At 43.2% G+C, this 24,843-nt stretch carries 25 protein-coding genes and 1 other RNA gene; 12 read left to right on the top strand and 14 right to left on the bottom strand.

The annotated features are described in order from the left end of the window. Positions 1 to 58: 58 nt before the first annotated feature. Positions 59 to 388, bottom strand: a complete 330-nt coding sequence (locus FO440_RS18295; RefSeq protein ID WP_144249727.1) for a CoA-transferase — start codon at positions 386 to 388, stop codon at positions 59 to 61. A gap of 421 nt (positions 389 to 809) precedes the next feature. Here FO440_RS18295 and FO440_RS18290 point away from each other — a divergent pair, with 421 nt between their 5' ends. Beyond that, entirely contained in the window at positions 810 to 1,514 is a 705-nt protein-coding gene (locus tag FO440_RS18290) for a hypothetical protein (protein WP_144249726.1), read from the top strand. Between the two features lie 18 nt (positions 1,515 to 1,532). Here the strand turns inward: FO440_RS18290 and FO440_RS18285 are convergent, their stop codons facing one another. Both FO440_RS18285 and FO440_RS18280 read right to left on the bottom strand, forming a co-directional pair. Continuing rightward, the gene (locus FO440_RS18285) at positions 1,533 to 2,450 is read right to left on the bottom strand and encodes a D-2-hydroxyacid dehydrogenase family protein (RefSeq protein WP_144249725.1); all 918 of its coding nucleotides are present in this window, start codon (positions 2,448 to 2,450) and stop codon (positions 1,533 to 1,535) included. Positions 2,451 to 2,595: 145 nt separating this feature from the next. Then, positions 2,596 to 2,904, bottom strand: a complete 309-nt coding sequence (locus tag FO440_RS18280; protein ID WP_144249724.1) for a hypothetical protein — start codon at positions 2,902 to 2,904, stop codon at positions 2,596 to 2,598. Between the two features lie 94 nt (positions 2,905 to 2,998). Between FO440_RS18280 and FO440_RS18275 the strand changes: the two genes are divergently transcribed. The 7 genes from FO440_RS18275 (at position 2,999) to FO440_RS18250 (ending at position 7,431) form a co-directional block, all read left to right on the top strand. Then, positions 2,999 to 3,613: a GIY-YIG nuclease family protein gene (locus FO440_RS18275; RefSeq protein WP_144249723.1), complete on the top strand. Its 615-nt coding sequence runs from the start codon at positions 2,999 to 3,001 to the stop codon at positions 3,611 to 3,613. Positions 3,614 to 4,063: 450 nt separating this feature from the next. Next, on the top strand, positions 4,064 to 4,450 hold the full coding sequence (locus tag FO440_RS18270) for a single-stranded DNA-binding protein (RefSeq protein ID WP_144249722.1): 387 nt from the start codon (positions 4,064 to 4,066) through the stop codon (positions 4,448 to 4,450). 80 nt (positions 4,451 to 4,530) lie between these two features. Next, positions 4,531 to 5,406: a hypothetical protein gene (locus FO440_RS18265; protein WP_144249721.1), complete on the top strand. Its 876-nt coding sequence runs from the start codon at positions 4,531 to 4,533 to the stop codon at positions 5,404 to 5,406. A gap of 21 nt (positions 5,407 to 5,427) precedes the next feature. Beyond that, the gene (locus FO440_RS18260; RefSeq protein ID WP_144249720.1) at positions 5,428 to 5,802 is read left to right on the top strand and encodes a hypothetical protein; all 375 of its coding nucleotides are present in this window, start codon (positions 5,428 to 5,430) and stop codon (positions 5,800 to 5,802) included. Between the two features lie 6 nt (positions 5,803 to 5,808). Continuing rightward, positions 5,809 to 6,321 (top strand): hypothetical protein, encoded by a 513-nt coding sequence (locus FO440_RS18255; RefSeq protein ID WP_144249719.1) that lies wholly within the window; start codon positions 5,809 to 5,811, stop codon positions 6,319 to 6,321. Between the two features lie 205 nt (positions 6,322 to 6,526). Further along, positions 6,527 to 6,691: a hypothetical protein gene (locus FO440_RS24540; protein WP_186292716.1), complete on the top strand. Its 165-nt coding sequence runs from the start codon at positions 6,527 to 6,529 to the stop codon at positions 6,689 to 6,691. A gap of 242 nt (positions 6,692 to 6,933) precedes the next feature. Beyond that, complete coding sequence (locus FO440_RS18250) at positions 6,934 to 7,431, top strand: hypothetical protein (protein WP_144249718.1); 498 nt, start codon at positions 6,934 to 6,936, stop codon at positions 7,429 to 7,431. A 125-nt stretch (positions 7,432 to 7,556) separates the two neighbouring features. Here the strand turns inward: FO440_RS18250 and FO440_RS18245 are convergent, their stop codons facing one another. The 4 genes from FO440_RS18245 to FO440_RS18230 all read right to left on the bottom strand — a co-directional run bounded on the left by FO440_RS18245 (position 7,557) and on the right by FO440_RS18230 (position 11,282). Then, on the bottom strand, positions 7,557 to 8,777 hold the full coding sequence (locus FO440_RS18245) for a site-specific integrase (RefSeq protein WP_144249717.1): 1,221 nt from the start codon (positions 8,775 to 8,777) through the stop codon (positions 7,557 to 7,559). Positions 8,778 to 8,966: 189 nt separating this feature from the next. After that, positions 8,967 to 9,336: a transfer-messenger RNA gene (gene ssrA / locus FO440_RS18240) on the bottom strand. Between the two features lie 169 nt (positions 9,337 to 9,505). Next, positions 9,506 to 10,738, bottom strand: coding sequence for a pyridoxal phosphate-dependent aminotransferase (locus FO440_RS18235; protein ID WP_144249716.1), 1,233 nt, complete (start codon positions 10,736 to 10,738; stop codon positions 9,506 to 9,508). A 139-nt stretch (positions 10,739 to 10,877) separates the two neighbouring features. Further along, positions 10,878 to 11,282, bottom strand: coding sequence for a DUF1573 domain-containing protein (locus tag FO440_RS18230; protein ID WP_144249715.1), 405 nt, complete (start codon positions 11,280 to 11,282; stop codon positions 10,878 to 10,880). Positions 11,283 to 11,581: 299 nt separating this feature from the next. Here FO440_RS18230 and FO440_RS18225 point away from each other — a divergent pair, with 299 nt between their 5' ends. The 3 genes from FO440_RS18225 to FO440_RS18215 all read left to right on the top strand — a co-directional run bounded on the left by FO440_RS18225 (position 11,582) and on the right by FO440_RS18215 (position 15,677). Beyond that, positions 11,582 to 14,014, top strand: a complete 2,433-nt coding sequence (locus tag FO440_RS18225) for an alpha-ketoacid dehydrogenase subunit alpha/beta (protein ID WP_144249714.1) — start codon at positions 11,582 to 11,584, stop codon at positions 14,012 to 14,014. A 125-nt stretch (positions 14,015 to 14,139) separates the two neighbouring features. Further along, positions 14,140 to 14,715, top strand: coding sequence for a nitroreductase family protein (locus FO440_RS18220; RefSeq protein ID WP_144249713.1), 576 nt, complete (start codon positions 14,140 to 14,142; stop codon positions 14,713 to 14,715). Between the two features lie 179 nt (positions 14,716 to 14,894). Next, positions 14,895 to 15,677: a murein L,D-transpeptidase catalytic domain family protein gene (locus FO440_RS18215; protein ID WP_144249712.1), complete on the top strand. Its 783-nt coding sequence runs from the start codon at positions 14,895 to 14,897 to the stop codon at positions 15,675 to 15,677. A gap of 137 nt (positions 15,678 to 15,814) precedes the next feature. Here the strand turns inward: FO440_RS18215 and FO440_RS18210 are convergent, their stop codons facing one another. Continuing rightward, positions 15,815 to 17,242 carry a L,D-transpeptidase scaffold domain-containing protein gene (locus FO440_RS18210; protein ID WP_246104257.1) on the bottom strand — a complete coding sequence of 476 codons (1,428 nt, stop codon included), beginning with the start codon at positions 17,240 to 17,242 and terminating at the stop codon, positions 15,815 to 15,817. Between the two features lie 209 nt (positions 17,243 to 17,451). Here FO440_RS18210 and FO440_RS18205 point away from each other — a divergent pair, with 209 nt between their 5' ends. After that, a complete protein-coding gene (locus FO440_RS18205; RefSeq protein WP_144249710.1) occupies positions 17,452 to 17,964 on the top strand; it encodes a DinB family protein in 513 nt (170 codons plus the stop codon). A 182-nt stretch (positions 17,965 to 18,146) separates the two neighbouring features. On the opposite strand, the gene FO440_RS18200 is transcribed toward FO440_RS18205, so the two are convergent. The 6 genes from FO440_RS18200 to FO440_RS18175 all read right to left on the bottom strand — a co-directional run bounded on the left by FO440_RS18200 (position 18,147) and on the right by FO440_RS18175 (position 24,798). Next, complete coding sequence (locus FO440_RS18200; RefSeq protein WP_144249709.1) at positions 18,147 to 19,334, bottom strand: serine hydrolase domain-containing protein; 1,188 nt, start codon at positions 19,332 to 19,334, stop codon at positions 18,147 to 18,149. A gap of 20 nt (positions 19,335 to 19,354) precedes the next feature. Beyond that, entirely contained in the window at positions 19,355 to 19,975 is a 621-nt protein-coding gene (locus FO440_RS18195) for an HAD family hydrolase (RefSeq protein ID WP_144249708.1), read from the bottom strand. Positions 19,976 to 20,226: 251 nt separating this feature from the next. After that, complete coding sequence (aroC, locus tag FO440_RS18190; RefSeq protein ID WP_144249707.1) at positions 20,227 to 21,324, bottom strand: chorismate synthase; 1,098 nt, start codon at positions 21,322 to 21,324, stop codon at positions 20,227 to 20,229. A gap of 96 nt (positions 21,325 to 21,420) precedes the next feature. After that, positions 21,421 to 22,701: a 3-phosphoshikimate 1-carboxyvinyltransferase gene (gene aroA / locus FO440_RS18185; protein ID WP_144249706.1), complete on the bottom strand. Its 1,281-nt coding sequence runs from the start codon at positions 22,699 to 22,701 to the stop codon at positions 21,421 to 21,423. 7 nt (positions 22,702 to 22,708) lie between these two features. Next, on the bottom strand, positions 22,709 to 23,839 hold the full coding sequence (locus FO440_RS18180) for a bifunctional 3-deoxy-7-phosphoheptulonate synthase/chorismate mutase type II (protein ID WP_144249705.1): 1,131 nt from the start codon (positions 23,837 to 23,839) through the stop codon (positions 22,709 to 22,711). 44 nt (positions 23,840 to 23,883) lie between these two features. Further along, the gene (locus tag FO440_RS18175; RefSeq protein WP_144249704.1) at positions 23,884 to 24,798 is read right to left on the bottom strand and encodes a prephenate dehydratase; all 915 of its coding nucleotides are present in this window, start codon (positions 24,796 to 24,798) and stop codon (positions 23,884 to 23,886) included. Positions 24,799 to 24,843: the final 45 nt, after the last annotated feature.

Below are 24,843 nucleotides of genomic sequence, written 5' to 3'. Positions count from 1 at the left end.
GTTGTAAGGTTTAAGCAATTAGTAATTAGGTAATTACGCCTAAATATAATAAATTCCTTTAGTAAAATTCCAAATTTTTCAAGGAATTTATTTTCCAGCAGAAAGCGAAACCAAACCAGGTCACTTGGTGTCGGGGCATTAAATATTTCTCACCAACATATGAAGTGATCATTTTCTTAAACCGCTGCCTGTGCAGCAGCAAGCCGATATCAAAATCTTCAAAGACCGCATTATTAGATATACAAGTAAGATCTTTAACGCCCGAAATCAATAAAGCCGCGATCCCGTTTTCCGGGATCCCGCAAAGGCCGAAGCCCTCGAGCATCAGCGTGGCGCCGTCCGGAATATCCGCGGTCGCCTGCCGCGCATCTTTAAAAATAGTATACATGGGAAATGCTCAGCAAGTTGAAAAGCGCCGCAACTCACACGCAGCGCTTTTAATAGGATTTTAACTTAACTGATCTCCATATTTACGTCATGAAGAGACGATAAAGAACATTTGAGTGCGTCAAAAATGTCCTTTTCAAACAGGATTGTTTTAATTATCCCACATTTGGGAAATCTTGCTGAATAAGGTCTGCTAAACAGCAAAATATGCTGCCTGGTAACCGAAGGCAACGACATCCTTTAATTATTAGTAAAGCCTGTTCTGTTTAAAAACCTGGCGTTCAGCATCACCGCAGCAGAAATAGCAGCCCGGTATTCCCGGTAGCTATAAATTTACAAACCGATCACCTATAATCGCAATTTGTAAATCAGCGTAAAGGATCGCTTTTTTATGGTATATTGACGTACCAAATGCCATTATCATGAGTTTAACCATTACTATAATCCTGTTTTTTACCGGTGCCGGGATCATCACCGTTGCGTTTATCCGGGATTGGTACAATAAGAAAAAATGGGGCTGGTATAAGACCCTGCTGCTTACCGGGTTTGTCGTACTTACCGGCGCCGGAGCCTACGACCTGGTCCACGCCTACCTCGAACTCATCGCTGAAAGCGCCGCCGTGCCCGAAAACGTCGTTCAAACCCCGCCAAAAGCAGACACCCCCGCCCGTCACCAGCCCGGTTACGCACTGCTCGAAATGCAGCAGCCCCTCATCGCCAGGTCCACTAAAGGAGACTCCGTAACATTCAGCTACGCCCTTGCCAATAACGGCAACGCCGCCGCGTTTAGCATCCATAGCGCCATCACCTACGGCCATTATATACGCGGAAAAGTATACCTTGAGCCCAAAAACACTCCCTTAAACCAGGATACCTCCTTAAGCCTGGTACCCGCGGCCAAAAATACCCGGGCGGAACAAACCGCCATCACCTACAAAAACTTTATCTCGCGCAGCTCCTTCGTTTGTATCAATTTAGACTACGCCGACAGCTCACGGGCGAATAAGCAGCTCATCAAAATCTACAGCATACGTTTAAAGCCGCTAAGGCTGGCTGAATTAAGCCCGGAAGAAAGCAGCGCGATACAGGCCGCCCTCGGCACCCAGCAACTGGCACTCAACAAGTAATGTAAAAATAGCTTATCACTAAATTCTGTCGCGCAGCCAATTCTCCACCGCCTTCACCGTATCCCGGTAAAAAACCCGGTACGTATACTCCGTCACATAGCCGACATGCGGCGTCGCCACCACATTCCTCAACCTACGCAGCACATGGTCAGCAGGCAAAGGTTCCCGGTCATACACATCCAAAGCAGCCCCCGCGATCCGCTCATGCTGCAAAGCGTCCACCAGCGCCGTCTCATCCACCAGCGGCCCCCGCGAAGTATTGATCAGAAAAGCGCTCCGTTTCATTAAAGCAAGTTCAGTGGCGCCGACAATACCCTTTGACCGCCCGCTCAGCACCAAGTGAATACTCAGAAAATCCGCCTCCTTAAACAACCGCTCCCTGCTCACCAGTTCCGCGCCCGCACGATGCGCCTTCTCCTCCGTCAGGTTCTCGCTCCAGGCGATCACCTTCATCTCGAACACCTTCGCGAACTGCGCCATCCTCGATCCGATCCGCCCAAGCCCCAGAATTCCCAGTGTTTTTCCCCTCAGATCCACACCGATCGTCGTCTGCCAGCCGCCGCTCCTAAAGTTTTCCGCCTCAACGGGAATATTCCGGGCCAGCGCCATCAGCAAGGCCCAGGTCATCTCCGGCGCCCCGCTCTCGACATACTCCGTAAAAGCCACCGCGATCCCCAGATCCTTACAAGCCCCCACATCCAAAGAAGCGTTCCGCATCCCCGTCGAAACCACCAGCTTCAAATTCACCAGTTGCTCCAGCGCCTCCCGGTTCAAAGGCATCCGTTCCCGCATCACACAAAGCACCTCAAAAGGCACCAGTTCCTCCAAAGCAGCCGGCCGGTTAAACACCGTGATCTGCGCCCGTTTTTCCAAACCCGACCAGTCCGCAAATCGTAAAGCCACATTTTGATAATCGTCCAGTACAGCAATTTTCATAGCCCCAAATCTCCAAAAAATAGGAACAAGTTCGAAATATCCAAATCCGGAAAAAAAAATGAATTTTAACAGGACACGCTAAAAGCCCGCATAAACATTCAGCCTTCGCGCTGATCAGAGTAACATGCCACGGCAATATTGGCAGCTATCTTACACTTCCCTCGTTTGCCTGGGTAATCTTATGCAAATTGTAGACAAGCCCGCTGTTATGTTCGTTCCCGGCTATAAGTCCCTTCTTATATAATCCGGTCAGCACCAGGTGTACCTTCGCGATGATTTCTTTCTCCGGGATATCCGGTTCCAGCGCTTCCAGTTTACGTGAAACCGCATCAGCCGTACCTGCGCCGATCTCTGCCAAAGCAAATACCACCTTATCCTGCAAATTGCCCGCCTGATCAAATCCAGCAGGCACATGCACCGGTTTGAATTGTTCTCTGAAAGCAGCGTCGTCCATCTTTTCTTTTTAATAAACTACAACCACAGAACCCGCCCAATGTTTGATTGATTTAACTACCACCAAAAACCTAAAGCACGACATAACTTTGAACATGCCGTTAAAAACCTACCTCTACCTCCTCAAACTACAACAAGACAAATACTACGTCGGCCAGGCCGACCAACCCCAAACCCGCTACCAGCAACATCTTGCCGGCCAAGGCGCCAAATGGACACAACAATACCCGCCCCAAAGCCTCCTTCTGATCAAAGAAATCACCATCGAACACATCAGCCAAATCAACCAATACGAAAACTGGATGACCCTCCACTACATGGAAAAATACCGCTGGCAAAACGTCAGGGGAGGACACTACCTCGAAACCGACGAGCAACACATCCGCCAACAACTAAAATATAACTACGACACTCAAAAAAACAAAATATGCTACTACCTGCCCAACTGCCCCCAACTCTTCGGCAAAAGCGACAACTGGCTCATCTACATCCTCCAATATCCCGGCCACTACCACATCGGCTCCACCAAAACCCTCGGCAGGTCCCTCGGCAAACACTTCCAAAAACCCAACCCGCCCATCGCCGTCATCCAGCTCATCCACGTCAGCCCGCAAGAACCACATTACCTCGACATCAAACGAAAACTATACAAGCAATACCAGGAAAAATACGGCAAAAACAAAGTGACCGGCGCCCAAATCACCACCTAAAAAAACCATGCGGTTTCCCCGGGACCCCATCCCGGGGCCACGCTTTCCCCTCCGATCTTCTCCGAAGGATCTCCGGTCCAATCGTTAACCGGGCCATGCGCAAAAAAACGCTTCCCAAAATCAGCCATTTTTTCCGCCCCGCAGCAGGCGCCGCCGGCCCCTGCAATCAATTAACCGATAATAGAATGTCCATATAGTTTTTCCAAGAAATAAGGGCAAAAAAGGACGCGGAGGTCGTGAGTGCAGTCACGTACGAACGCATAATGACCTCCGCTCCGCTGCGGCCAACCTCCGGGACTTATAGTTCTCCCGTGCCTTAACACCCACACCTGTCTTTGCTTTCTTTTTTACCCTTTTTTCTTTGAAAAAAACTACCCGGGGAAGGGTCGCGCAAAGGGAAAGGCGGAAAGAAATAACGAACAAAATTTATTCATTAAAAAACAAAACGTTATGGAAATCACAGGAAGACTGGTAGCAAATGCTACCGTAAGGGCGGTAAACGCAGACAAAAATGTAACAGGTTTCAGGGTAGCTGTAAATCGTCGTTACAAATCACAAGGCGAGCAAAAAGAAGAAACCGCCTTTGTGGATTGCACCTATTGGCGGGGTGAAAACATCGCTACTTATTTAACAAAAGGAATGATCGTTCACCTGTCAGGATTTATGACCGCTGAACCTTGGGTAAACAAAGACGGTGAACCAATGGCAAGCCTGAAATTCCGCACCGACGAAATCACCATGCTAACCAAATCTTCAAAGTCACAAAGTGATAAAAACGCGCCTAAGCAAGCAGGTGACAAAAACAAGGTAGTACAACCAAGTCAGCAATTTAACTAAGCGAGTATAGCCGTCTATACACGAGTAATAGACGGCTTTTCAAATCCAACAACCTGAATTTTGACTGAAAACGAATGACCATGAAAAGAAGAATGGATATATACGATGTGGCGCATGAATGGGCAAATCGTACTGATGTTAACGTATCGGCAACATCATCAAACTTGTTTTTTGCAGGGGGAGCTATTTATTCCTACGGGGAGCATTTTATGATAGCCAAACATGTTAGTAATCAGCAAGGCGACAAGGCGATTTTATTTACTGAAAAAAAATACAGTAAAACGACAAGTAAGCACGTTTCTATCGTTGCGAGTGCATCATCGCATTTAACCAAAATATTTGTACCTGACCCAACCTTGTCAAAAGAGGAACTATTTGAAGTCTGGAGAGAGCAGATCATACAAATTGCCCATCATTTAGGTACAGCCCGTAAACCTGAAAAATACTTACTCGAAATGCAACAGGCTTTCGGACAAGCTAAAAGGTATGCTGATTTTTTTGGGTTCCAAATTCCCGAAGCACTCACAAAAGTTGCAATGGTTGAAAACCTCGCCCAATTCTCCGATTATTTAAAAATTGAAAGGGAGCAACAGGAAGCTAAAGAAAAAAAGGAGCGGAGCAAGCGATTAAAGGCGCAAAATAAACTTCTAAAAGATTGGAGAAGTTTTAAACGGGACTACCTGCGTACTTATGATGGCTTAGATTACTTACGTTTTAATGCGAAAACAGGTCAGGTCGAAACTACCCAAGGTGTCAGGTTTCCATTACCCGCCGGGCGCCAGCTTTACCAGTTTGTGGTTGAAACAAATACCAAAGGCGGTTGCACCAGTTGCGGTCAGTTGTTTTTAGAACGATATTCAATCAATGAAGTTAATAAACACTTCATCCGCATCGGTTGCCATAAGGTAACCATTAAAGAAATCAAATTATTTGCTACACAACAGGGATGGTGCTAAACCATCCCTTAAAACAAAATTATGCAACCATTAAATCTATTAACCAACGTGCAAAAAGCAAGGCTTTTGCACAGCTTATTGACTGACGAAATCCCAAATTTTTTGGCATTTTTAAATGAACAGACCGAATCGGTGTTAAACAACAAAGACAAATTAATAACGGTCTGGAAAGACCAAATGTTCAGCATTGAAATGTGGTTCGCACTGGCGGAAGAAGTGCAAAGAATCTTGGCAAAGTACAATAAACAGCTTGACCACAGCCCAAACCTTTTTGCCGACCAGTTATTCGATGGCTACAACGGCATATACGTCGCACATGGTTTATTGCAGTATGTAACACTTGGTAAACACAATGACCCCAAATTTAAACATGCGGTTGACCTATTATTTACTTAATGTGCCATGAAAACTATAGAAATTGCCTTATACGAGTTTGAAGAACTCACTGAAAACGGCAGGGAAAAAGCATTGCAGGAATACGCTTATTTTAATGTTGATGATGATTGGTGGCGAAATGTCTATGAAGATGCCAAAATGGTTGGAATTGAACTAAATAGCTTTGACTTATACAGATCTAATTATTGTAATGGTGATTTTATTAAAAATGCGATTAGTTGCGCAAAATTGATTTGTTTAAATCATGGAGAAAACACCGAAACCTACAAAATCTCCGACAAATTTATTAACTGCCCAAATGTCACGGAAGATGATGAGCTGAATTTTAGGGATTTGCTATTAGGTGCTTATTTAAAATTGCTCAAGCATGAATATGAATATCTGACAAGCGAAGAAGGAATTATTGATACCATAAAGCCAAACGACTATCTTTTCATGGTTGATGGCAGCAAAGGCAACAAACTGGAAAGGCTTGCAAGAACTATCAAAGTCAGCACGAAAGATAAAACGAACCAGTAAAATTTAACTCAACATTTAAAAGTAAATTCTAATGAAAATAGCGATATACCTTATCATAACCTGTGTCATTTCTACAGGTGCATTGTTAGGGGCATTAAATGCCCATAATCCATTTCCTGCCTTCGCCCTTGCTTTTGGTGTATGGACATTATTCTTGTGGGGTTGTAATAGACTATGCAAAAAAAAATAAACATAAAATAAATTAATGTCAATACAAACCATGAGTTATATTGTAATTGAAACATTTGGTGGCGCAGAATACGCCATCATTGTCACCGATGAGAACGGAAATAATAAAATATTTGAATTACGAGCGGATGCAGATAACGAAGCTAAAGATTGTCAGGATGGCAAAGTAATTGAAATATAATATATGAAAGGGCGAAAGCCCTTTTTTTTATTTTCGCACTACTTTTCTTTTCGAAAGAAAAGTAGCAAAAGAAACGTTTAATCTCTATGACAACTGATTTTTTTCAAGTCGATTTCGAGCTTCTCATTACACTTTCCGAACCCGCACTAAATTTTTAAATCCAAGATCTTTTCGTAGTGCTTCAAAGTCGTTTTTAAATAATCAATTAACTACGCAATATAAATTTGCGTAAATTCACCTTAATGAAAATTAATGAATATGAGGCCGGGATGCTCGATACGGTATTAGAGGCGTTTGGTAACAATGACAAATTAAGCCGGGAGCAATTATTGAAGATTTTCGATGGTGACGAGCCTTTAGCACATGCAATTGTAACGTTGCTGCTAGACGCCCAATTGGTGAATGCTTTGGAATACACCAAAGAAGATGAACTCCCTGGGTTAATCATCCGAGAGCCGAAAGCAATTCTTTTGATCAAAAATGGTGGTTTTACAGCTAAGTACATGGTTTCCGAAAGCACCAACAATGCCCAGGCGGATTTGAGCAAGCTTCAGCAGGAAAATCTTCTCCATCAGAATGAAAAGATGACCTATGAAAAGATTTTGGGGATAATGGAAGAAATGATCCGCAGCCTTGAGTTGAAAAACAAGCGTTTTGAACTAATAAAAAGTATTTTATGGTTATTAGGGTTGGTTAATGTGGGGCTGGTGATCTGGATAATTAAATTAATAATTAAATAGTACTTATCAGGCACTTATGGCCCGCTAAATTGCCTGCCTAAATTACGAGCTTTTTGCGGACCTAACGGCCAATCATAAATTTTTTTCGTAATATCCTAGACCACTTGTCACCGGTAACACCATCTTTAAAAATCTAATTTTTCCTTTAACACCCTCATGTCTTCACTGACTTTCATGTCTAATATCTTTGCATAATGCTGAGTTGTCTTTAAATTTTTATGGCCGAGCATTTTTGATACTGTTTCAATTGGTACACCGTTACTCAAGGTAACTGTGGTCGCAAATGTATGCCTGGCGGTATGATAAGTAAAAGACTTTTTTATACCACACAAATCTGCTACTTCCCTTAAGTAAGCATTCATTTTTTGATTACATAAAACCGGCAAAAGCTTCCTCTCGTTCAGGCATTTGGGATGATTTTCATATTTTTTTAATATCTCTAAAGCCCTGGGCAGTAAGGGTATCCTCGAACTGGAGTCAGTTTTCTGTCGATTGGTAAATACCCACTTTTGTCCGTCCACACCGATCACAATTTCATCCCTTCTTAGTTTTTGAACGTCGACATATGCTAGGCCTGTATAACAACTAAAAAGGAAGACGTCCTTCACTTGGTTTATTCTTTCATTTTCAAAATGTTTTTCCGCGATTTTTTTTAGCTCGTTCTTCGTCAGATATTCAGGTATAACTTCTGTAATCCTGATTTTGTAATTTAAAAAGGGGTCTTTCTCCAACCAGCCGTTACCAAGGCAAATTTTAATCACCTTTTTAAAGTTTTTTAAATATTTCACAGCACTGTTATTGCAGCATTTTCTTTCCGACCTTAAATAAAAATCATAATTGGAAACGAAATTATAATCGATTTTATTTACCTCGAAATCCATGGTTTTATACTTCCATTTGATAAAATCTAAGGTGTGTTTTAAACTTGTTTCATAGCGTTTCATTGTCCCTTCAGCGTATTCTTTCCCAACCAACGCCCTCATTTTTTTATTGTGCTCTTCAAATACCGGCATGATCGTAATTATTTCAGGTGTCTCTTCGTCCCCAAAAATTTTTTCTTTCAATATTTGAACGGTAACTGACTGCTGGTTGAGAACGAGTTGACGATGAGCGTCATACACTTGTTGTTCTAGCGCTTTTAAATAAGAATTGAACGCTTTGGCTTCCTCATTACTGCCAATCATCTTTTGTGCTTTGGCATTCCACCGATTAACCGCAATGGACCTTCGGGTGGTGAATTCAATACGCTCTTTTTCTATTGTCAAACGGATATAAATTGGAGCGGTCCCATCGGCCGAAATCTTGCTTTTTTTGATTGAAAAATTTAGTGAAAAAGTAGTAATCATCTCTTTGAAAATTAGTTAGTTACGCGTAATTTTTAAGAGTTCAGCGAGACCTAAAATTACGGATTATAAATAGGTCTCTTTTTAGACCCTTTTCAGATTGAGCGATTATGGGCGGTTTTAGGCTGTTTTAATGCAAAAAACGCCTAAAATCGATGATTTTAGGCGTTTTTTGGTCAAAATTAACCGTCTTGGTGGAGCCGGAGGGATTCGAACCCTCGTCCAAACATGGTATAAGATATGCTTTCTACGTGCTTAGCATCTGTTTAATTGTAGGGAAGGGGAAGGTCAGCTGCTTACCTGTACCGTCTTCCTTAGGTGTTTTGTTTCGCCTGCTATGCACACCCTTAAGCAGGCTATTTTCATTTTACGATGCCCCGATTGCCGATCCAATGAAACGGAAAATCGGCGGGACAAAAGCTATGCTAATTCTAAATTAGGCAGCTAAGGCGTAGTTATTTTCGCCATTTGTAAGTTTGAACGTTCAGATTAAAGCGCTAATTCATCCAACGCGCTGCATGCTTACATACTCATCTCCATCCTGTCAATTCCGGTCGACCCCATTTTGTGAAACCGCAGTTACCAGTGGGCAGTTTGCAGTTACAAATATACATTTCAGTTGGCAGTAATTAGTTGGCAGTTTGCAATATTTTAATTAGCACTCAGTAAATAGGCTAACTGCCAACTACCCGCGTCAACTGCCAACTGAAAACTGCCCACTGCAAACTGTATTAATGCCAGCTGCTTACCACTAAATGTTCGCGGCCAACTGTTCTGCCCGGATACACTTTAAGAGCTTCTTCAAGGCATTTCATGGCTTTAGCAAGGTCATCGTTGTTTAAAACGTAGGCAAGCCTTACTTCTTTTAAACCGGCACCCGGTGTGCTGTAAAAGCCGGTAGCAGGCGCCATCATTACGGTTTGGTTCTCATAGCTAAATTCTTCCAGCATCCACTGGCAAAACTTGTTAGAATTATCAATAGGCAACTGCGCCATCACGTAAAACGCGCCACCGGGATTAGGGCAGTACACACCTTCCATACGGTTAAGGGCATTTACTACGGTGTTACGACGGGTAGTATATTCGGATTTTACGCGTTCAAAATATTCGTCGGGCGTATCAATAGCGGCCTCGCCTGCAATTTGCTCAACCATGCCGGGGCTAAGCCGGGCTTGCGCAAATTTTATGGCTATCTCCCAAAACTTACGGTTCTTGCTGATAATGCAGCCTAAGCGTGCTCCGCAGGCGCTATAACGTTTGCTTACCGTATCAATAATGATCACATTATCTTCCAGTCCATCCAAGTGCATGGGCGATATAAAAGGCTGGTCGCCATAGCAAAATTCGCGATAGGCCTCATCGGCAAACAAATAAAGGTCATGTTTTAAAACCAATGCCTTGAGTGCTTCCATTTCTTCGCGCGAATATAGATAACCGGTAGGGTTATTTGGGCTGCAGATAAATATGGCGCGGGTCCTGTCGGTTATATTTTTCTCAAATTCACTGATGGGAGGCAATGCAAATCCATTCTCAATGTACGACATAATAGGCCTTACTATAACATCGTTTTGGCTGGCAAAACCGTTGTAATTAGCGTAGTATGGCTCGGGTACAATAACCTCGTCGCCTGCGTCAAGGCAGGTCATAAATGTTATTGATATTGCCTCAGATCCGCCAGAGGTAACAATAATATCTTCGGGAGTAATATTGTAGCCCGCTTTATTATAATATTTGGTAAGTTGTTTACGATAGGATAGCGTACCTTCAGATGGCGTATATGCCCAAACTTTAAAATCGATATTTTTTATTGCATTGATCATGCCTGCGGGCGTTTCAATATCCGGCTGGCCTATGTTTAGATGATATACTGTTTTACCTTCAAGTTTAGCTTTATCGGCAAAGGGTGTTAGTTTTCTTATTGGTGAAGCGGGCATTCGCTGCCCTTTTCGGGATATATTTGGCATTTGGCAAAAATAATAAAATATAATATTATAAACAGGTTAGTATGCAAACAAAAAAAGGCCCGAATAATTCGGGCCTTTTTTTGTTCTTTTTATGACCCTTATCTTTTATGCAGAGATCAAGGGTGTAAGTCTTAAATCGCTACCTCGTACTTGGTGCCGCCGCTTTCGCCACAACTTCGCCAATGATGTTAAGGTATTTTTGCGGGGTTTTAGCGTTTGATGTTACCACAATAGTTTTATTGAATGGTTGCGCTACTGCCGCATTATAAGTGATAGTGATCTTACCTTTTTCGCCTTTTTTAACAGGGGTTTTGGTGTAATCTGCAATAGTACAGCCACAAGTAGGTTTAACTTCGGTTAAAATAAGGGGCTCCTGTCCTATGTTGGTAAATGTAAATACAGTAGTTACAGGTGTGCCTTGTGGTACTTTACCAAAGTCATGTTTTTCTTCGTTAAATTTAAATTCGGCTTTCTGATCATCCTGAGCAGATGCGTTAAAGGCAAAGCCTAAAACCACGGCGCACAATAGTATTAGTTTTTTCATGATACTTGTTTGAATATCACAAATATAAAAGGTTTAATGTGAATTCATAATAGTTTTAACATAAAATCGGCGGTTATGCGGTTGAATTACCTTGTTAATATAGGTTTTTGGTTATTTGTAACGCTTTTTATACAATTAAAAAACCTTGTTAATTTGGTCTTTTAGCCTTAACAGCCAGCACTCTAAAAATGGTAAACTTTAACCTGGTGGAAAACTATTACCTTAATGTGAATGTTTGGGTTATTGTAATGCCAATAACTTTATAGAATTTTATATTTTTACGCGCTAAACATATGCTTATGCCCGAAACTACAAATCCTGGTACCGGTAAAATTGATCTTGCTGAACTAAGTTTTGATGATTTCAAGAACATTGTAATTAATGATTACCGTATAGCTTACGAAAGCAGGCAGGCCAGTATTATAGGCCGCCGCGAAGTACTTACGGGCAAGGCCAAATTTGGCATATTTGGCGACGGTAAAGAAGTTGCCCAGCTGGCTATGGCCAAGGTGTTTCGTAAAGGCGATTGGCGCGCCGGTTATTACCGCGATCAAACCTTTATGTTTGCCACAGGCATGAGCAACCTTAAAGAGTTTTTTGCCCAGCTTTATGCACACCCTGATGTGGAAGAAGATCCGTCATCAGGGGGCAGGCAGATGAACTGTCATTACGCTACCCGTTTTATTAATGAGGATGGCAGCTGGAAAAACCAGGTTGACAGCATGAATTGCTCGTCTGATATGTCGACCACCGGCGGGCATATGCCGCGCTTGTTAGGTTTAGCGTATGCTTCAAAACTATATCGCAAAAATAAAGAACTTAAATCTTTAGATACATTTTCTGTTAACGGTAATGAGGTTGCCTTTGGTACCATAGGCAACGGTGCAACGTCCGAAGGTTTGTTTTTTGAAGTATTTAACGCGGCTGGTGTGTTACAGGTGCCTATGGCAATTTCTATCTGGGATGATGCCTACGCCATATCTGTACCTGCCAGCATTCAAACTACTAAAGAAGATATCTCTGAGGTACTAAAAGGTTTTCAGCGCGAAGAGGGTACTAATGGGTATGAAATATTTAAAGTACGCGGCTGGGACTATGTAGCGCTTTGCGAAACTTACGAACATGCCATAAACGTATGCCGCGAAGAACACGTGCCGGTATTGATCCACGTGGTTGAGATGACACAACCGCAGGGGCATTCAACTTCAGGATCGCATGAGCGTTATAAAACAAAAGACCGCCTGACCTGGGAAGGTGAGCACGATTGCCTGCTTAAAATGCGTGACTGGATGATCGAATCAGCCATTATCAATGACGATGATCTCACCGTTTTAGAGGACGAAGCCAAAAAATATGTACGCGAATGCCAGCGTGAAGCCTGGAACAACCTGGGCGATAAAATAAAAGCGGATATTGATGAGGCTGTTCACCTGATAAACGAGCTGGCAAACACTTCAGCCTATAAAAACGAATTAGGCGAAGTATCGGCAGAGTTATTGGCTTGTATCGATCCGGGACGCAAAGATGCCGTAGGCGCTGCACGCAGGGCTTTACGGATAACCGCGGGGCAAACATCAGCCGAAAGAGCTGCTTTAAGCAAATGGCTTAATGAAGAGAATATAAAGAACACCGACCGCTATAACGCTAAATTGTTTACCGGTTCGGCATCATCTCCGTTAAAAATCAATGTAGTGCCTGCCGAATATGCAGACGACGCACCGCTTATTGACGGCAGGGAAGTATTGAACGCCTGTTTTGACGCCAATTTTGAGCGTGATAAAACCTTGGTAGCTTTCGGCGAAGACGTTGGCGCTATTGGCGACGTTAACCAGGGCTTTGCCGGCCTGCAAAGTAAATTCGGCGACCTGCGGATAACCGATACCGGCATCCGTGAGTCGTCCATAATAGGCAAGGGAATGGGCCTGGCGATGCGTGGCTTAAAACCCATTGCCGAAATTCAGTATGTAGATTATCTTTTATATGCGCTTACTGTATTAAGCGATGACCTGGCCAGCTTAAGCTACCGCACAGCGGGCGGGCAAAAAGCGCCGGTTATTATACGTACGCGCGGCCATAGGTTAGAGGGTATCTGGCATTCGGGTTCGCCATTGGGTATTGTGTTGGGCGCGCTGCGCGGATTACATATCTGTGTACCCCGCAACATGACACAGGCTGCCGGCATGTACAATACTTTGGTTCGCAGTGATGAACCTGCTTTAGTAATAGAATGCCTTAACGGGTATCGCCTTAAAGAAAAACTGCCTGCAAACGTAGGCGAGTTTACTGTGCCGCTGGGTAAAGCAGAGATATTAAGAGAAGGTACGGATATGACCGTTGTTTCTTACGGTTCAACCCTCCGTATTGTGCAGGAAGCAGCTGTAGAACTGGAAAAGATAGGCATCAGTATTGAAATTATAGATCCGCAAACTTTATATCCTTTTGATATAGATAATATCTGCGGTAGCTCTTTGCAGAAAACCAATAAGTTGCTGGTAGTAGATGAGGATCTTCCGGGTTCGGCATCTGCATATATCTTACAAAAGATCCTTGAGCTGCAGAACGGCTACTACGCGCTTGATTCACCGCCTAAAACTATCAGTGCTAAAGAACACCGGCCGCCTTATGGATCGGACGGCGATTATTTCAGCAAACCATCTGTCGACGATATTATCGAAGGAGTTTATGAAATGATGAGCGAAAGTAATCCGTCTAAGTATCCGCCGATATATTAATATTTTATTGAGCGTCATTGCGAGCGATAGCGTGGCAATTTCTACATAGGACATTCCCGAAATGCAAAGTTCAGAGATTGCCACGCTATCGCTCGCAATGACGGCGTTTTTTACTTTATTATTTTATGAACACCAACTTCACCACCATATCCACCATCATTAAAAACCGTCGTACGGTTAAGCCTTTCATGATGAACGGCAAAAAAATTGCCGACGAACAGATCCAGGAATTATTAGCTTTAGCCGATTGGGCACCTACCCACGGACTTACCGAGCCATGGCGCTTTGTGGTATATAATAACCCCGCTGATTTTTGCCATGAACATGCCGAAATGTATAAGCGTAACACAGACGCCGAAAGCTTCACGCAGGGCGTTTATGACAACCTTACCCACCAGGGCGATAAAGCATCGCACGTTATAATCGCTGTAATGCGCCGGGGTGATCTGCCTAAGATCCCCGCGTTTGAAGAGTTAGCCGCTTCTGCCTGCGCTGTTCAAAATGTGTTATTGGGTGCTACGGCTTTGGGCCTGGCCTCATACTGGGGTACCGGGGGCATGATACTAAAACCTGCCATGAAAGCGTTTCTACAATTGCGCGACGAGGACGAAGTTATGGGTGTGCTGTATTTGGGCCACGCTGATGAATATCCGCAGGGAGTAAGGCGGATACCTTTAACCGACAAGGTTAAATGGGTGTAACCTTTTAATTATCTTTTCGTAAAACGCAAGTATGCTTAATTACCGTTATGGTAGTTGGGGTATTTTAAATTAATTGTTAATAATTTTGATTATTTATTAATATTAGTACTTTTGCACAACCAATTTTCCAACTCACACTTTAATTTTATTGAATTTTTTAACTTAGAACTCAACAAAGTATGAGAAAACATTTTTGGTGGATAAGCTGCGTTTCATTGGTAGGGTTTATAATTATTATTGGCTGGACCCCCGTAAAGACAAATAAAAACAATGCAAGTTTTAAAACCGCACCTACTGCAAAAGAGTTGTTTGCGCAGTATGTTAATACCGTTTACCAAACGGCCCGCCTGCAGGAAACAGGTTTAGATGTTGAAGTATTTCAAAAAGCGTTAACCGGTTATTTTAACATTAAATCGGCTAACAAATTACCGCAAAACAGCTCTATTATTACCGTGGTTGATCTTGCCAAGTCAAGCTGCCAAAAACGTATGTGGATTATTGACCTGTTAAGCAAACAACTTTTATTAAACACATGGGTGGCCCACGGACAAGGAAGCGGCGATGATATGGCCACCACTTTTTCAGATATTAATGATTCGCATCAAAGCAGTTTAGGCTTTTACCTTGCTGATGATGTATATATGGGCAAACACGGCCGTTCGTTACGATTGGATGGCTTAGACGAAGGCTTTAATGGCAGCGCCCGCGCGCGTGGCATTGTAGTACATGCCGCTGATTATGTAGGAGAAGGCGCCATAGCCGAAATGGGCCGTTTAGGCCGAAGCTTTGGCTGCCCGGCGGTATCGCCGCACGTGGTTGACCAGGTTATTAATACCATCAAAGGTAAAACCGTGTTCTTCATCAACGGCAATGATGCTAACTACACCTCAAAATATTTAAGCGAGGATATTTTTTCGAGCTTTAGCGCTCCGGATAGTACCAGCGTATTAGCGAGCAACTAAATTATCCGCATTATCCCCCGTTGTCATTTCGAAACGAGGAACGAATGAGAAATCTTAAACGCAACGCCACGGATCGCTTTTACAAGATTTCTCGCTATGCTTCGAAATCACAACCTTTTTTAAGAGCGTCACTGCTTTTACTTAACATTCGCCAACGCATTATACAATACAATATCCAGCCCGTAAACATCCGGCCTTACCTGTAATGAACCATCGGCGGGGTCAACCCAGCCTGTTACGTAGGTGATGTATACCGGCACTTTCGGCCTTAAATTAATGGTAGTAGGTTCGGGGTTATCCATCCCCATATCTTCTGCTATTGTGTCGTACTTTTTACCTGCTCCAAACAGCCTTAACGCTAATCCCTGCGGATCGCCCAGGCGCACACAGCCATGGCTTACGGCGCGCATACGTTTTCTAAAGGCGTCTTTTGCTGGGGTGTCATGCAGGTAAACGCTGCTTTGGTTATTAAACAGGAACTTTATTTTCCCTAAGGAATTATTATCTCCGGGCTGCTGCTTAAAGTCATAATCCTCCTTTTCGGCTGTCGACCAATCTATATCATCCGGGTCAACCAGTTTACCATGTTTATAAACGCTGATGCCTTTGTTATCCAGGTAAAATTTATCGTCGGCCGCGGCTACGATGATTTCTTTGGTGGCAATACTTTTCGGAATGTTCCAGATAGGGTTAACCTCTACGCTATGGATCATGCTGTTCAACTGTGGGGTAGAATGGCGATTTGGGTTGTCCATTTTATCCGTATCCACATAATTCATTAAAGTTTTTTCGCCATCCATATTACGCCCCTGGCCAACACAAACCTTCATGTTTAATACAGATCTGCCGCTGTCAATCACATCTAACTTATAATCGGGGATATTTACGATCACGTATCTTTTTTCCTTTGGCTTGTTTTTCCACCTTAAACGCTCCAGGTTAAGTACAATAAAGCGCTTTGTTTCTTCTGCCGACATTCCCTCTGCCACTGCACCGCTTGCCAGTTGCTTTTGCATAGCGATGTAGGCCGAATCCTTAGGCTGGATGCTGTCCAGGTAATGTTTCATATCGGTTATGGCAAATACTTTTGCAATAGCGTTGCTATCGGGCCTTTGGGTAGCGGTATAATAACGGGCATAGATGTATTTTGGGTTGATCACGCCGTACTCAATAGCGTTTGAATACCTGATCAGCGAATTAGCGGTAAAGATCTCAAGTTCGGCAATTGCCCTGTAAGCATCGTCGACGGTTTTGATCTGTTTCGGGTCGAAAAATTTATTGATCAGTTTGTTTATCTCATCAGCCTTAAAAAGTTCAGGATTAAGGCCATGTTCATTAGCTCTTTTAAAATAGCCTACGGCAGATGTCAGGTCTTTATTAAAGATATGGTCCATCACAAATACCGGGTCGTAACCATTTTTGCTGTAATGGGCCGCTAAAACCTGTGGGTAATTAAGTTTTGATTTGTCTTCGGCAAGTACTTTTTTAAATACTTCGGTAAGGCTATCGGGATCAACGTCATTAAAAACTTTATTTTTGGTTTTCTGAAACAGGATCTTGCCCATATCTGAGCGCTTTTTTTTACAGCTTTGAAGAATTACCGTGACAGAAAGAAATAGAATTACAATTACTTTAATTACCTTTTTGGTACCAGTTAGCATACATTTAAATTAATACAAATGGTTAATAGCAATAGCTATACCACTTATTAAAGGGGGCATAATATTTGGGCGCTAAAATATGGCTAATTATTTAAAACACTTACAACTAAAATATGGCAGATACCAACAAACGTGAAGTATGGCTGCGCGGGCCCTTAGAAGGCATACCATCGCTTTTACAGCCGGTTGCCCACGCTTTGCTGCAGGCCCGCGATGAAGTTAATGAAATGATGAGCGGTTTCCCCGAGATCTTTTTATGGGTGAAGCCCGCGGGCTTGGCCTCGCCGGCATTTCATTTACAGCATTTAAACGGCGTGCTTGACCGTTTATTTACTTATGCAAGGGCCGAAGCGCTAACCCCACACCAATTAACCAAGTTGGCTTTAGAAGGAAAAGAACCCGAAACAGGCTACAGTGTGATTACTTTACTGGAAATATTTAACCGACAGATTGACGAGGCCATTAAACAATTAAGCGAAACAGATGAATTAACACTGACTGAAAAAAGGGGAGTGGGCCGTGCGCAGCTACCATCAACAGTAATGGGCTTATACGTTCATGCTGCCGAGCATACTATGCGGCATGTGGGGCAGTTGTTGGTGACGACAAGGGTGTTGCAGGGATAGTGATGGTGTATTTAAATAGCCGTACTAAAACGCGGGGATAGCGCGATTCCCTCCCTTGGGAGGGTGCAGGGAGGGGTTAATGAAGCGGCTAAACCCCTCCCTGCCAGTACGTATTTCCGACACACCCCTCCCGTGGGGAGGGAATATATTTTCTTAGATGCAGGGGATTAAATATTGTTCAATTACTTATTTCCAAACAAATCAACATCAGGCCAGCTTTTAATACTTTCCTTTATTTGCCACATTAATTGATCAAGATCGCCGCTAAAGTTACCGTCGGTGCGGGTGTTAACCAGTACGGCCCAGCTAAACCCGCTGCCTGTGTTTACTACTAATGCCTGTTCGCCGGGCAGGCTGCCGTTATGCCAGTGATTATTGTCGCTGTTTGTTAACCAACCTTTTGCATAATCAGAACCGGGTAGCGATGGTGTATATAGTTCGGCAAGGGTAGCGGTTGTTAATATTTCGGGTTTGTAGGCATTATAATTTAAACGGACTAAAAATTTAACCAGATCTGTAGCCGTAGCTATCCACCCGCCGTGCGAGTCCATCCGGCGTTCATCCATTTTATAAGGGTCGTCATCGCCCTTGTTGCCATAGTAGTAAACTTCATCCGGTTTCTGTTCGGCCAAAGTATTGCCACCTATCTGCATGGTATTGATACCGCATTTGGCAAGGATATTCTTTTTGATAAACTGTTCGTAAGGTGTTCCGCTTACTTTCTCTATCACCCGTCCCAATAAACAATAACCAAAATTTGAATAGGAGTAGTATGTCCCTGGTTTTTTAGTTACAGGCATATTATCTACGGCCCAACTGATCAGTTGCGCCTGGTTCATTTCGGTATGTAAAAACATAGGGTCGTCGCCATCCCTGTTCCATCCACCTCCGGTATGTTCTAACAGGTTTTGAATGGTAATATCGGTTACCCATTGTTTATACGGCTGGCTGCCATAGGTAGTACCAAGGACACCGCCTGCACCAAAAACCTTATCGGTTAAATGCAACTTGCCCTGTTCGATCAACAACATGATGGCTGCCGAGGTAAAAGGTTTACTGACACTGGCTATCCTGAAACGGTTTGAAGGTTTTACTTTTTCTTTTTTGGCGGTATCGGCATATCCATAAGTGCGTCTTATTTTCAAGCTATCGCCTTTTGCTATCGCGAAGGATAAACCCGGTACATGGTATTTTTGCATGAAATTATTCACCGCTTTATCAACGGCTTGTATGTCAGCTTTTGAAAAGCCTTTAGGTACAGGTTGGTTTGCAGGGATTTGGGCGTAAGCGGCTACAGTTGCAGCAAGGAATAAAGTCGCAGCAAATAAGCTTTTGCAGAGGCTTTTATAAAATTGGATAGTGGCTGGCATACACGAATATACGCAGCAAATTATAGTATAGCTAACACTTTTTCCAGATTATCACCACGATAAGTAGTTACAGCATCAGGGTGATGGTTATCTGAAGCATATAGAAAGGTGTCGATTCCTAACGTGATTGCTGCTTTTATTTCTGATTGCGGATCGTCGCCGATAACCAAAAGATCTGCAGGCGTATAGCGGTATTTATCCATCAGTTCTTTAAAAATATCCAGTTTGGTCTTAGAGCTTACTTCGGGGTCAACAATTCTGATCTCTTTAAAATCATCAACTATATCCAGCTGTTTTATTTTGCTATACTGCAAATTGGTAAAACCGGTTGTCACTAAAAATTTATCTAAGCCGCTGCTTTGGATATGATGATAGTCAGCGTAGGGCTTCATCGGGCTATTATAAGTAATGCTTTTTAGCAATTCGATGCCCTTGATTTTTAAAGCAGGGCTGAAATTGAAATCATCAGCAACATGTTGAAACGGGCGGCGGGTCATTTCGGATTTTGCGGCTTCAATAATCGATGTATCTATGTTCGGGTCTTGTTCAAGGAGCGCATAAAATTGTACGAACAAATTTTCGGCAATGGAGCTAACCGGGTAAATGGTGTTATCGAGATCTAATATTAAAGCACGTTTCATAATTAAATTTGAGCGTAAATTTCATAAGAAGAGTTCAGCAAAATTAGGTGATTCACTCGTCAAAAATCAGCAAAATATGCTGTTTTTAAGTCGTTTGATTATCAGTAAATTAAATGAGATTTAAGCTTAAAAACCCTGACGAACAAGGGTGTGCCAAAGTGTTCCACTACTTTTGTCAAAGTGCTTATTTACAATTGGTTAATTAAACAGGTGTTCCAGGTGTATCACATTCTCGTTGGAACACCTGGCGCTTATTGAGGTAATATGGTATTACGGTTTCTCAGCCAGTGATCGGCAATAACCAGCGCGGCCATGGCCTCAACAATAGGTACGGCACGCGGCACTACACAAGGGTCGTGACGGCCCTTGCCTGATATCTCAGCGGCGTTGCCTGCGGCATCAACCGTTGCCTGGTTATGCATGATGGTAGCAACAGGTTTAAAGGCCACTTTAAAGTCGATAGGCATACCATTGCTGATACCGCCCTGTATACCGCCCGAGTAGTTGGTGATAGTCTTCACACCACCTAAATGGTTCTTAACGAAGATGTCGTTATGTTCAGAACCGCGCATCTCGCTGCCTTCAAATCCCGAACCAAATTCAAAGCCGTGCACGGCATTGATGCTCAGCATAGCCTTGCCCAATTCGGCGTGCAGCTTATCAAATACAGGCTCGCCCAAGCCAACGGGGCAGTTCAGTATATGGCAGCTTACCTTGCCGCCAACGGTATCGCCATCCTTACGCACCGAGTCAATGAACTCTATCATTTCTTCGGCCGTTGCCGGATCGGCGCAGCGTACTATGTTTTTCTCACGTTCATCAATAAACTCCTGCGCGCTTTTGATCTCGACATTAGGCGCGTTGATCTTGCCTACACTACTTACATGGGCCACTATCTCAATACCCTGCGTTTTAAGTAGTAGCTTGGCCAGAGCACCTGCCGCCACGCGCGCCGCGGTTTCGCGGGCTGATGACCGGCCGCCTCCACGGTGATCACGGATACCGTATTTGGTCTGGTAAGTATAGTCGGCATGCGACGGGCGGAACACGTCGGTATTATGATTGTAGTCCTTACTGCGCTGGTCCTCATTAGGGATCAGCATCATGATAGGTGTACCCGTTGTCTTACCTTCAAATACCCCTGAAAGAATCCGTACGGTGTCACTCTCCTTGCGCTGCGTAGTGATCTTAGACTGGCCAGGCTTACGTTTATCCAGTTCGCCCTGGATGTATTCCAGGTCAACCGGTAAATGCGACGGGCAACCGTCAATAATTACACCAATGGCCTCGCCATGCGATTCGCCAAATGTGGTTATCCTGAATAATTGCCCGAAAGAATTGCCTGCCATGTTTTATATTGAGTGAATGAGTGATTTAGTGAATGATTGAATGTTTAAAGGTAAAAGCATACTAAGGCTTTTACCTTTCTGCTTTTATCTTTAAGCTTATATGTCTTTTATTTCAAAACCTACCTTTTCAAGGTCGGTCCAGAAGGCGGGGTATGACTTTTCAACTACCAGCGCGTCTTCAACCTCTAACTCGGGTATCAACAATGCCAGCGGCGCAAAGGCCATAGCCATGCGGTGATCGTCGTAAGTATTGATAAACATACGTTGCGGAATGAACTTACCGCTGCAATCGAGTGTATAAGTTTCGTTATCCTCGATCAGTTTAACGCCCATTTTTGCCAGTTCGTTTTGCAGTGCTGCAATACGGTCTGTTTCTTTGATCTTTAAAGTCTCTAAACCCGTGAAGGTAGCTTCATGATTTAGTGCAGCACATACTACAACAATGGTTTGAGCCAGGTCCGGGCATTTCTTTAAGTCAAACTCCTTGCGGTTTATCTGCTTTGGCTCCTTTTTAATATGCACACCGCCATCCCTAAACTGTGAAGTTATCCCGAAGTTAGCCATGATCTCGGTGATCACGCTATCGCCTTGCAGGCTGTATGAAGTTAAACCATGTAAAAACAAGTCAGCTTCATCAGCCAATGCAGCTATCGAATACCAATAGGATGCCGCGCTCCAATCAGGTTCAACCGGCAAAACAGTCTCTTTAAATTCCTGACGCGGGATGCTGATCACATTATTATTCCATTCATGCCTGATACCCGCCTGCTCCAACATTCCCAGGGTCATTTCTACATAAGGGCGAGACGTTAGTTCACCCTCGATATGTACTTCTAAACCCATCGGCAATTTAGGTGCGATCAACAACAATGCGGTAATATACTGACTGCTGATGTTGCCTTTTATGCTGATCTTATCCGTAGCTTGCTGAATGTTACCCTTTATGCGGATGGGAGGGAACCCATCGTTTTCTTCGTAACTGATCTCGGCACCTAAGGTGCGTAAGGCATCAACTAAAATAGCTATCGGGCGTTGTTTCATACGCTCACTGCCGGTCAGTACTACTTCTTCATCCTGCAAAGTATAATAAGCAGTTAAGAAACGCATAGCCGTACCTGCAGGGCCAATATTTACAATTTTATGTTCGGCTAACTGTGTAATAGGCTGTGACTCATAACCTACGGTTTGCAGTGTCAAGCCTAAAACCTTTTGCAAAGTAACGGTATCAGCAGCTTCTGATATATTTTCAACACGCACCTTAGCATTACTTAAAGCCTCAATAACCAGCGCACGGTTGCACTCACTTTTTGATCCGGTTAAGTGTACCTCGCCGGTTATTGATTTAGAAGTTTTTGTAAGCAGAATATTCTGACTCATGGTTTTATTAAACGTGCGTAAGTTTTTCTGCTTGCTGACCAGCTGCCTGATCCGCGTTCATTATTTCTGTTTGCTTGCGGATTGATTCGCTATGTAGCAGCTCCAATAATTTCTCTGTAAAATCAGGACTTAATTTTAATGCTTTACCATAGTTTACGCGTTTGGTCAGGATCTCATCCCAACGGCCAACTTGTAAAATAGTAATGTTGTTATCTTTTTTGTAATTACCAATTTGCTCTGCGATTTTCATACGCTCAGCAATCTTCTGGATCAACAGGTCGTCAATTTTATCGATGTTGTTACGTAGCTCACTCAGTTTATCATTAACCTGCTCATTGCTGGTTTCAGGTTTACGTAGTGTTAAATGATCGATCAATTCAGACAAAGCAGCCGGAGTAACTTGTTGCTTAGCATCAGTCCATGCTACACTTGGGTCGATGTGTGACTCGATCATTAAACCTTGCATATCCAGGTCTAAAGCTTTTTGCGAAACATAACCGATCAGGTCGCGATTGCCGCTGATGTGGCTTGGATCACAGATCAATGGTAAATGCGGTGCAAGTGTTTTTAGGTGGATAGCGATATCCCACATTGGCTCATTACGGAAAGCTGATTTTTCGTAAGATGAGAACCCGCGGTGTATAGCTGCCAGTTTAGTTATACCTGCGTTATTGATACGCTCTAAAGCGCCAATCCATAATGAAATATCAGGGTTAACCGGGTTTTTAACCATTACAGGGATATCAACACCTTTTAAAGCGTCTGCAATTTCCTGTACGGTAAAAGGGTTGGCGGTTGAACGGGCGCCTACCCATAAAATATCAACGCCTGCGGCTAATGCTTCTTCAACGTGTTTTGCGGTAGCAACCTCAACAGCAGTAGGTAAGCCTGTTTCTGCCTTTGCGCGTTTTAACCACTCTAAGCCAATGCTGCCTATACCTTCAAACTCGCCCGGACGGGTACGTGGTTTCCAGATACCTGCACGTAACGCGGTAACGCGGCCGGTATTTTTTAATAAATGAGCTGTAGCTACCAACTGATCTTCAGTTTCTGCGCTGCACGGACCGGCAATTAACAGAGGTTCTTTAGTTGCTGTTATCCAGGTATCTAATGGTTGGATGTTTAAATTAAGTTTCATTTTTTATAGTATTATAATCTCTTTATAATTTGGTTGATTGCTTCTTATTTAACTAATTTTTTTATGCTGATGTATTTGCGTTCGGGTTTGGCAGGTGCAATATTAAGTGGTTTTTCCGCAGTTCCCTCATCATCATGGCGTTGATACTCGCCAAGGATATTAAAGTTATGTGTATACTTTAAAATCTGTTTAACAGCACTGTCATACTGCTTGGTTTCTTCCCACTCTACATCAACATAAAAGTTATACTCATTACGTTTACCTAAAACCGGCATAGACTGGATCTTGCTCATATTTACGCCCTGGTTGGCAAAAATATTTAACACCTTTGCCAGCGCGCCTACCTGGTTACTTACCTGGAAACATAATGAAGCCTTATTGGCAGGTTTTTTAACCGCCCTTTCGTGCGTAGTCAGTATTAAAAAACGGGTAAAGTTTTTCTTGTTTGATTCTATCCTGCGTTCTAAAATATCAAGCTCATATAATTTAGCCGCTAACGAATTGGCAATGGCTACCGTATCGGTAAGCTTTTCGTCATGAATGCGTTTGGCGCAGGCCGCGGTATCATTACTTTCAACAATTTGAAGGTGCGGGTATTCGTCAAAAAAGTCGATACACTGGCGTATGGCTATGGGGTGCGAGGTTACGTACTTGACATTCTCAAAAGCCACACCCGGCAATGCCATCAGGTGTAATTGAATAGGCAGGTAAATTTCGCCAATAACCGGAAAGTTGTAGTTTAACAGCAAAGAGTAGTTAGGTAATATACTGCCTGCAATGCTATTCTCAATCGCCATCACTACATAATCAGCCTCGTTGTTTTCTAAGGCATCAAATGTTCGTTTAAAAGAGTTGCATTCAATAGTCTGGATGTTTTCTCCAAAATATTTAAAAGCTGCTTCTTCGTGAAACGAAGCGCGGATACCTTGTATAGCAACTCTTGGTTTATCTTTTTTCATAACTGCGTTAAAACAAAAAATCCCGGCTGTTATGCCGGGACTTTT

The sequence above is a fragment of the Mucilaginibacter corticis genome (genome assembly GCF_007558865.1).
Classification (GTDB): domain Bacteria; phylum Bacteroidota; class Bacteroidia; order Sphingobacteriales; family Sphingobacteriaceae; genus Mucilaginibacter; species Mucilaginibacter corticis.
This window is presented reverse-complemented; position numbering and strand designations above follow the sequence as displayed.